The organism is Hymenobacter lucidus, assembly GCF_020447265.1.
In the GTDB taxonomy this organism is placed as follows: domain Bacteria; phylum Bacteroidota; class Bacteroidia; order Cytophagales; family Hymenobacteraceae; genus Hymenobacter; species Hymenobacter lucidus.
In genome coordinates this window covers 90122-98493 of sequence record NZ_JAJADR010000012.1, presented here as the reverse complement: position 1 = coordinate 98493, position 8372 = coordinate 90122, and the positions used below count along the sequence as shown (strand labels likewise).

The window sequence follows — 8372 nt, the reverse complement described above, 5'->3', positions numbered from 1 at the left end:
CTGACGATGAGCCAGCTGCGCCGTCTGTTTGCCCACGACTGGGGTAGCGCTCTGGCGCTGCTGTGGCGGGCCGGGGCCGGGGCGGTGCTGCTCTGGGCGCTGGTATCGGTGCCGGTGGGGCTGGTGCTATACTTTGCGTTGAAGCCCCTGTTTCGCCGGCTGCTGGCCCGGCGGGTAGTTGTGACCGAATAACTAACCCGACATGACGTTCTTTCGGCGGCATGAATGGGGTTTGCGGTGCTGGGGTACAGATGCCTTGCGCATAAAAAAAGCCCTGACCGCGGTCAGGGCTTTCTCATTAAGGCTTATATGCCTACGCCTCGTCGCGCTTGTACACGGGCTCGGCCTGCAGGAAATACTGGTTGAGCGGCTCTTCGGAGGTTTTGTCCAGCACCATCACGTCTACCAGGTCATTATCCTTGATGTTGCCCTGAATGACGGGGCCCATTTCTTCCAGGAAAGCCGGGTCGTTGTCGTCGGTGTAGAAGGCCAGTAGCAGGCGCGAGGGGGAGGTGTTGTCCTGGAAATGCACCATAGCTACGTGGGCTACTTCCACCTGGGGCTTGCTGAGGGCAAAGCCGCGCACGGCCTCAATCAGGGGCGTGTGCTCTTCGGTGGGCGGACCCAGCATTACCTGCACATTGCCGGGTGCGGGCTGGGCCAGGTTGCTGCTCAAGAGCTCGGCTATTTCGGTAGCGGGCAGCAGTTTGCCGATGCTCGAAAATGGGTTCAGGGCGCAGTCGGCCCCCTGGGTCATCTGGAAAAAGTCGAGGCCGCGCAGGCGCATAAAGGGCAGGCTGTTTTCCTCGGTTTCACCCTCGAAAACCCGCTCCTTGGACGTGAAAACCGGGATTTTGCCGTCGTTCAGCACCTGTAGCTGAATTTCCATGCCTTCCACCGGCGTTACTTCGCCCGTCGGCTCACCTTCCTTCGGAATCGTTACCACAAACACTTCTTCGTTCAGCAGCGCCTGGTAGAAGCCGGGGCGAAACTCGGGCATAGTCGCGGCGTTGAACAGCAGCTGCTCCAGCACGTTCAGCGGCTCGAAGTGCGGCATCGACGGCAGCTCCGGAATCGGGAGTTGGGGCATCGGCGGCATCTGGGGCACCGGGGCGGGAGCGGCGGTAGGGGAGGTGTAGCTGGCACCCTTGTAGCGCGGGCCGGAAGTGGCGGGCGTGGCCGGGGCAGCACCTTCAGAAGAAGCGGGCGGGGTAGTAGGAGCAGGCGTCTGAGGCGCTGGTTTGTTGGATTTCAGAAAGTCGAAGAGACCCATAGGACAGAGTAGATTGGATATGCAAGCTAGTGAGGATTGGGGAAGAATGCCGCCAAAAATGCTCCTTACCAAGACTTTTGTGCTAGCAATTTGGTTCCCAGCGGGTTTGGCCGCGCCTAGCGCCCGTCGCTGCCGCCACAGCCCCGCAGCTGCTCCGATACTTCCCGGATGGTGAAGATTTCGCCTTTATTGCCCCAGGAAGTCTGCACGAAGTTCAGAATGTTGGTAATCTGCGAGTCGGTCAGGTGGGAGTCGGCCGGCGGCATCACTTGGTTGTAGTCCACGCCATTTACCAGCAGTGGGCCCTGCTTGCCCTTGCGCACGAGGCAGGCCAGCTCCGCGCGGTGCTGCACCAGGTAGTCGGCGCCGGCCAGGGGCGGAATCAGGCGTTTGAGGCCTTCTCCCTGGCTGCCGTGGCAGTTTGAGCAGTGGGTTTCGTAGAGCTTGGCGCCCTCGTTCTGCCGGTTGGAAAAGCAGCTGAGTATACTCGCGCCGCCGGCCAGCACGGCCAGACTACGGAGTATCCACAAGGGTTGCCGCAGCTTCTTCATGGCGCGTTACTGGGCTTTGGGCTGTTTGGCCGCTTCTTCTTTGAGCAGCAGCGGCAGCTCCTGAATCAGACGGTCTACTTCTTCCTTCACCATGCCGTCGTACACGCCCCGGATGTGACGCTCAGAGTCAATCAGGGCAAACGTGCCGCTGTGGGCGTAGCCGCCGGGCACGCCGCCGTCCTTCTGGGCGGCCGTCATGTAGCGGCGGGCCAGGCCGAAAATCGTGTCGTGGGGCGCGGTGGCAAAGTGCCAGCGGCTGGCATCCTGAATGCCCAGGCGCTGGGCATAGTCGCGCAGTACTGGGATGGAGTCGTGGGCCGGGTCAATGGTGTGCGACAGGAACAGCACTTTGGGGTTGCCCTTGAACTGCTCGTACACCCGCAGCATCTCGCTTTGCATCTTGGGGCAGATGCTGGGACAGGTGGCAAAGAAGAAGTCGGCCACGTACACTTTGCCGGCAAACGTCTGGTTGGTAATCGTCTGGCCGTCCTGGTTCGTGAGCGTGAAGCTGGGAATGGCGGCGAAAATAGTATCGGCCGGGCCCCCGTCGGCGCGGGGCCGCACGTCCCGCTCCCCGATGTAGGGCAGCACCTGGCTTTCCTCAGTTTTATCGGAACAGGCAGTGAGGGCTACGGCGCTGCCCAGGGCGAGCAGGCCTACGTGCAAAGCGCGGCGGAAAGAAGACAACATCATTGAGCGGAAGAATTGGAAGAGGAAGTAGCCGGCTGCAACACGAGGCGGGCCGAGTCGAGGCTCTGGCGCATGAGCCGGCCCACCGAGTCAATTTTCTGCTGCTGCGCCGCGAAGTACGCCAACTTGGTGGCAGCGGCTACAGTGTCGGCGGGCTTGTGGTACTGGTGCATCCAGCCCATCATGGCGGCATCGGCGGCCAGCAGGCTCCGGCGCTGCCGGCCGGCGGCCACAGTATCGGGCAGGCTGGGCTGCTGCAGCTTCTGGCGCAGGTCGTAGAGCTGGTCCATCTGGGCCATCAGCGTATCGTGGCTGGCCAGCACGGTTTTTTCGGCGGCGGCCAGCTGCTGTTCAGCTGAGGGAGTAGCGTTGCAGGCCCCCAATACGGCCAGGCCGGTGGCTGCCAGCAAGGAGAAAGGACGAAGTGTAAGCACGACGCAAAGGTAAGGCACACGGCTGGCAGTAGCACGGTAGATAGGGCTGGCTTCGCTCATAATGGCAAGCAGAAATAATAACGCCTACCGCGGCTCAATAAGCTGCCGGGTAGAGGTGCAGCAGGGTGAAACAAGCCAGTTAGAACGAGTTTGACTGCTTGTTTTCCGGAATTGAGCTGGGGATGGGTTTGCTGAAATACTGCGTTTCAGACATGTTGGAGGCTTTTTAGTGGGCAGGGGTGGAGCACTTACAGGCGAGAATGAAAAATAATATTTGCGTTTTTGAATTTCGCGTCTTTACCTTTGAAGCACCAATTCTTTCCCCATCAAAGGATTGTTTTTATACAGAGGCGTGGAGAGACAGGCTCTATGAAACGCCGACAACCCCCGGAATATCCGGAACGGTGCCAAGTCCTGACCATATAAAAACAACAACTCCGTGAAAGCCCTTACCAGCTCCCTCGCCTTCGTGACACCCCGCGCCACCCTGTACCAGGGCTGTTGTGGTATGATGTGTTGCGCGGTCTGTATGCCCGCCCCGGGCTTGAGCTGCTAAGGATCAGGTATTTCCTTTCCTCCTTCTTGTTTGCTCCCGTAGTCGGCTGACCTAGCACGTTAGCTTGCTGCACCCTTTCTGCAATGCCGCCGTGGCGCCTTGCAGGTCAGGTCCCAGCCGTTCTTGAATGGTTTTGGGTCCCTGGCTACCAGATTCATATTTCTGGTCAATCCAAATTTTCTTCTTATCATCCTATTTCAGCGCCCTCAAGCGTCTGAACTAGCCCAACTGTGCACGAGTCGGGCCCGAGAGGGAAGAATCCTGTTTTTCGGCTTTTTCGTACCCGTTTGGCTTCGCTTACAGCGTTGTGCTGGGTAAATTCCGGCCTGGAGGCCGTCGAATTTAGCTGCGCAACTTGTTGAAAGTCTGACGAAAGTGCGCCCAGAGTAGCCGAAACCGGCTTGGATTGGCCTAGAGCATTGTGCTCCTCAAAACCGCCATTTTCCTATGAAATCCTTTACTCTTCTGGCGGTGCCAGCCGCCATTGTGTGCTTCCAAGCCAGCCCCAGCTTTGCGCAGTCGGCCGCGGCGCAAACCGTTACCGGCACCATTACCGACGCATCCGACCGTAGCCCGTTGCCCGGCGTGACCGTTGTGGTGAAAGGCACCACTGTCGGCGCCTCCACCGACCCCAACGGGCAATTTACCCTGAGCTTGCCGGCGGGTAGTAGTGCGTTGGTCGTTAGTGCGGTGGGCTACGAAACCCAGACCGTAAATGCCGTGGGCGGCGCGATACGCATTGCATTGAAAGCCGATGTCAAGCAGCTTTCTGAGGTAGTCGTGACGGGCTACAGCGAGCAAAACCGCAAAACCCTGACCAGCGCCATTAGCTCCGTGAAAGGCGACGCGCTGAAGGACATTCCGGCCGCCAGTCCCGACCAGCTCCTGCAGGGCAAGGCGCCCGGCGTGCAGGTATCAGCCAATTCGGGCGTGCCGGGCGGCGGTATTTTCATCCGCATCCGGGGCAGCAACTCGGTGAATGCTAGCAACGACCCACTCTACGTGGTCGACGGGGTGTTCATCAACAACACCAACCTAATTGCCACGGGCTTGGGCAACCAGGTGTCGTCGAATCCGCTGGCTGACCTGAACCCCCAGGATATTGAAAGCATCGAGATTCTGAAGGACGCCAACGCCACGGCTATTTACGGCTCCCGCGGGGCTAACGGCGTGGTGCTCATCACGACCAAGCGGGGCAAGGCCGGCGACAAAACCCGCATTACCTTCAACACCTACCACGGCTGGTCGAAGGCCGCCAAGCAGTACGACCTGGTAACCGGCCCCGAGCTGGCGGAGCTGGAAAACGAGCGGTTTTTGAACGACGGGGGCAACCCGGTGCAGCTACCGTACCGCTCGGTGGCCTCGGGTGGGCGGGGCCTGCCCGAGGAACAGCCGACGTACGACCGGCTTTCGGACGTGTTTCGCACGGCCCAGACCCAGAGCTACGAGCTGTCGGCTGCGGGAGGCTCGGATAAAACCCAGTTCTACATCGGGGCAGGCTATTTCCAGCAGGAATCTATTGCCCGGCCCAGCGCCTTCGACCGGTTTTCGCTGCGGGTAAACCTCGACAACTCCGTAACCGACAAGCTGCGCATCGGGACCAGCACGGCCCTGGCCCGCACCCACCGCAACGTGAGCAGCAACGACAATAACCCGGTAGGCGTCATCAATTCGGCCTTGTTTCCGCGTACGAATCTGCCGGTGTATAATCCCGATGGCTCCTACGCCAAGTACGGCTCCTTCGACAACCACCAGGCCCTGATTGACAACCTCAACAACGACGCGGTAGGCACCCGGGTCATTTCCAACGTCTACAGCGAGTACCGCTTCCTGAAAAACCTGACGTTACGCAGCAGTTGGAGCATCGACTTCAACGACATGTACGAAAACAACTTCAACAACACGCTGATTCTGGCTGGCCAGCCCCGGGGCACGGCTTCGTCCTACCTTTCGCGCGACATAACGTTGCTCAACGAGCAGACCCTGAACTACAACGTGGAGCTGGGCGAAAACCACTCGTTGCAGGCCCTGGTGGGCAATACGTTGCAGCGCAATACCTTCCAGCGCACCAGTTTGCTGGGCCAGCAGTTTCCCGGCAACGACCTGACCACCATTGCCTCGGCCGCTACGCAAACCGGTTCTTCGTCCCGTTCCCAGGCCGGACTGGTGTCGTTCTTTGGCAAGGCCACTTACTCCTATAAGAGCCGCTACACGGCCGACGTGAGCGTGCGGGCCGACGCCTCGTCTCGCTTTGGAGCCGATCAGCGCTGGGGCTACTTCCCAGCTGTGGGCTTGGGCTGGCGCTTGGGTGAGGAAGGCTTTATCCAGAACCTAAATATTTTCCAGGAGCTCAAGCTGCGGGCCAGCGTGGGCAAGACCGGCAACCAGGCTGGCATCAGCGACTTTGCCGCCCTGGGCCTGGTGCAGGGTGGGGCCAACTACCTCGACTTGCCTGGCACGGCTCCGCTGCAGCTGGCCAACCCCAATCTGAGCTGGGAAAGCACCCGGCAATGGAATGTGGGCCTCGACGCGGCTGTGCTCGACAATCGGGTGCTGCTGGAGCTTAATTATTACGATAAGTACACCTCGGGATTGTTGCTGAACGTGCCGGTGCCGCGCAAAACCGGCTTCGCCTCGGTGGTCGAAAACTACGGGGCCGTCAGCAACAAGGGTTTTGAGGCCCAGGCTACCGTGAACTGGCTCAACAAAGGCCCGCTGCAGTGGAGCACCACGGTGAACCTGGCCCGCAACGTGAACAAGATTCAGAAGCTGGCTGCGCCCATTACCACCGGTTCGCGCGACATTTTCCGCCTCGAGGAAGGCGCCCCGCTGTACTCGTTCTGGCTCTACCACCAAACCGGCGTGAACCCCGAAAGCGGCGACGCGGAGTACGAGGACGTGAACGGCGACGGGCAGCTTACCGTGGCCGACCGGCAGCTGGTGGGCAACGCCTGGCCCGACTACTTCGGCGGGCTGACCAACTCGGTTACTTATAAAGGAGTTGACTTTGGCTTTTCGCTCAACTTCGAGCAGGGGGCCAAAATCATGAACATGAACCGCTTCTTCCTCGTGCACGGCGGCACCCAGAGCAACATCGGCTACCTACGCGAGCAGCTCGACCGGTGGCAAAACCCCGGCGACCAGACCGACATTCCGCGCCTGACGACCAATGCGGCCAGCAACAACTACGGCGGCGTGGTGCAAAACCTCAGTGACCGGTACCTCGAAGACGGTTCCTTCCTGCGCCTGCGCACCCTCACGCTGGGCTACACCATCCCGAAGGAAACCCTGGCCAAGGCCCGGCTCAGCTCAGTGCGCGTCTACGTGCAGGCCGCTAACCTATTCACCCTCACGCCTTACTCCGGCCTCGACCCCGAAGTCAACTCTCAGAGCGGGGTGAGCAACACCAAAAACTTCGACTGGGCCACGGTGCCCCAGCCCCGCACCCTCCAGGTGGGCGTCACGCTCGGACTCTAAAACGGACAACGCAAGATGAAATCCACGATACACTACCTGTTTTTTGCGGCTTTGCTCGGCGCTACTACGCTCAGCATCACGGCCTGCAACGATTTGCTGGAGCCCACGCCAGTGCAGCAACTCGCCGACGACAAGGCCATTACCGACGCCGGCAGTGCCCGCTCGGCCACCATCGGCGTGTATGACCGGGTGCAGGCCTACTACCAGCTCAACTGGCCGGTGCTGGGTTTTCTGCCCGGCGACAACGTGCGCTTCAACGGCACGCTCAACCAGTTTTTGCAGATTGACCAAAACCAGCTCAGCGCCGACAACGTGCTGATTACCGAGGCCTGGACCCAGATGTACCAGGCCATCAACGGGGCTAACAACGTGCTGGCCGCCCTGCCCGCCATCAACGACCCGCTGCTGCCGGCAGCCGAGAAAAACCAGTTGCTCGGCGAGGCCTACTTCCTGCGGGCCTTAGTGTACTTTGACCTGGGCCGGGGCTGGGGCGGAGTGCCACTGATACTCACGCCGACGCGCTCCAAGGAAAACGGGGCCGGCCTGCGCCGCAGCACCCTGGCCCAGACCTACGACCAGGTGCTGGCCGACCTAACCCAGGCCGAAGCCTTGCTGCCTGAAACGGCCACTCGCAACCGGGCCGTGAAGGCCGCCGCCCGGGCCCTGCGGGCCCGCCTGCACCTCTACCGCCAGCAGTGGAGCGAGGCCGAAACCTACGCCACCCAGGTGATTGGCAGCAGCAACTACAGGCTCGTAACGCCCTACCGGGCCATTTCTACGGCTCCGTTTCTGAGCCAGGAATCGGTTTTTGAGCTGACTTTCAGCAACTCCGACGCTAACAGCATGTGGAACAACTGGTTTCCCAGCGCCCTGGGCGGGCAGTTCAACTTCCAGCCCCTGCCCGCCGCCATTACGTTGCTCAACGACCCGGCCACCGGCGGCAGCCGCTCAGCCCTGCTGGCTTCTACTACCATCAACGGCAGCAGCGTGACCTACGGCAACCTTTACAGCCGTTCGGCCCAGCGCGACGACCCGAGCTACGTGCTGCGCCTGGCCGAGCAGTACCTCATCCGGGCCGAAGCCCGCGCCAAGCAAAACAAGCTCACTGACGCGCTGGCCGACCTGAACGCCGTGCGCAGCCGCGCCGGAGTAGAGCCCAGCAAAGCCGCCACCGCCGATGCCCTGCTGCTGGCCATCGAGAACGAGCGGCGCGTCGAATTCGCCTTCGAAGCCGACCGGTGGTTTGACCTCGTCCGCACCGGCCGCGCCGCCACTGTGCTCGGCGTTACCGACCAGCGCCGCTGGCTGTTCCCGATTCCCTTCAACGACCTGGTCGCCGACCCGAGCCTGGAGCAGAACCCGGGGTACTAGGCTCTTACTGACAACTTAAC

The 8372-nt window shown here is 60.9% G+C and carries 6 protein-coding genes, 1 pseudogene and 1 riboswitch; of the genes and pseudogenes, 3 read left to right on the top strand and 4 right to left on the bottom strand.

Annotation, left to right across the window (positions count from 1 at the left end; all coding sequences use genetic code 11):
- Positions 1–192 (top strand): annotated as a pseudogene (locus LGH74_RS23265) (DUF2062 domain-containing protein); the annotation flags it as partial.
- 121 nt (positions 193–313) lie between these two features.
- Here LGH74_RS23265 and LGH74_RS23260 read toward each other — a convergent pair.
- From LGH74_RS23260 to LGH74_RS23245, 4 genes are all read right to left on the bottom strand, one after another.
- Positions 314–1273 (bottom strand): enhanced serine sensitivity protein SseB C-terminal domain-containing protein, encoded by a 960-nt coding sequence (locus LGH74_RS23260; protein ID WP_226180293.1) that lies wholly within the window; start codon positions 1271–1273, stop codon positions 314–316.
- Positions 1274–1389: 116 nt separating this feature from the next.
- Entirely contained in the window at positions 1390–1824 is a 435-nt protein-coding gene (locus LGH74_RS23255; protein WP_226180291.1) for a c-type cytochrome, read from the bottom strand.
- A gap of 6 nt (positions 1825–1830) precedes the next feature.
- Positions 1831–2517 (bottom strand): SCO family protein, encoded by a 687-nt coding sequence (locus tag LGH74_RS23250; protein WP_226180289.1) that lies wholly within the window; start codon positions 2515–2517, stop codon positions 1831–1833.
- Entirely contained in the window at positions 2514–2948 is a 435-nt protein-coding gene (locus LGH74_RS23245; protein ID WP_226180287.1) for a hypothetical protein, read from the bottom strand. Before LGH74_RS23245 ends, LGH74_RS23250 begins: the two co-directional genes overlap by 4 nt.
- A 337-nt stretch (positions 2949–3285) precedes the next feature.
- A riboswitch (SAM riboswitch) is annotated at positions 3286–3377 on the top strand.
- A 574-nt stretch (positions 3378–3951) separates the two neighbouring features.
- On the opposite strand from LGH74_RS23245, the gene LGH74_RS23240 reads away from it, so the two are divergent.
- Positions 3952–6981, top strand: a complete 3030-nt coding sequence (locus tag LGH74_RS23240; protein ID WP_226180285.1) for a SusC/RagA family TonB-linked outer membrane protein — start codon at positions 3952–3954, stop codon at positions 6979–6981.
- A gap of 15 nt (positions 6982–6996) precedes the next feature.
- The gene (locus tag LGH74_RS23235; RefSeq protein ID WP_226180283.1) at positions 6997–8352 is read left to right on the top strand and encodes a RagB/SusD family nutrient uptake outer membrane protein; all 1356 of its coding nucleotides are present in this window, start codon (positions 6997–6999) and stop codon (positions 8350–8352) included.
- Positions 8353–8372 lie beyond the last annotated feature (20 nt).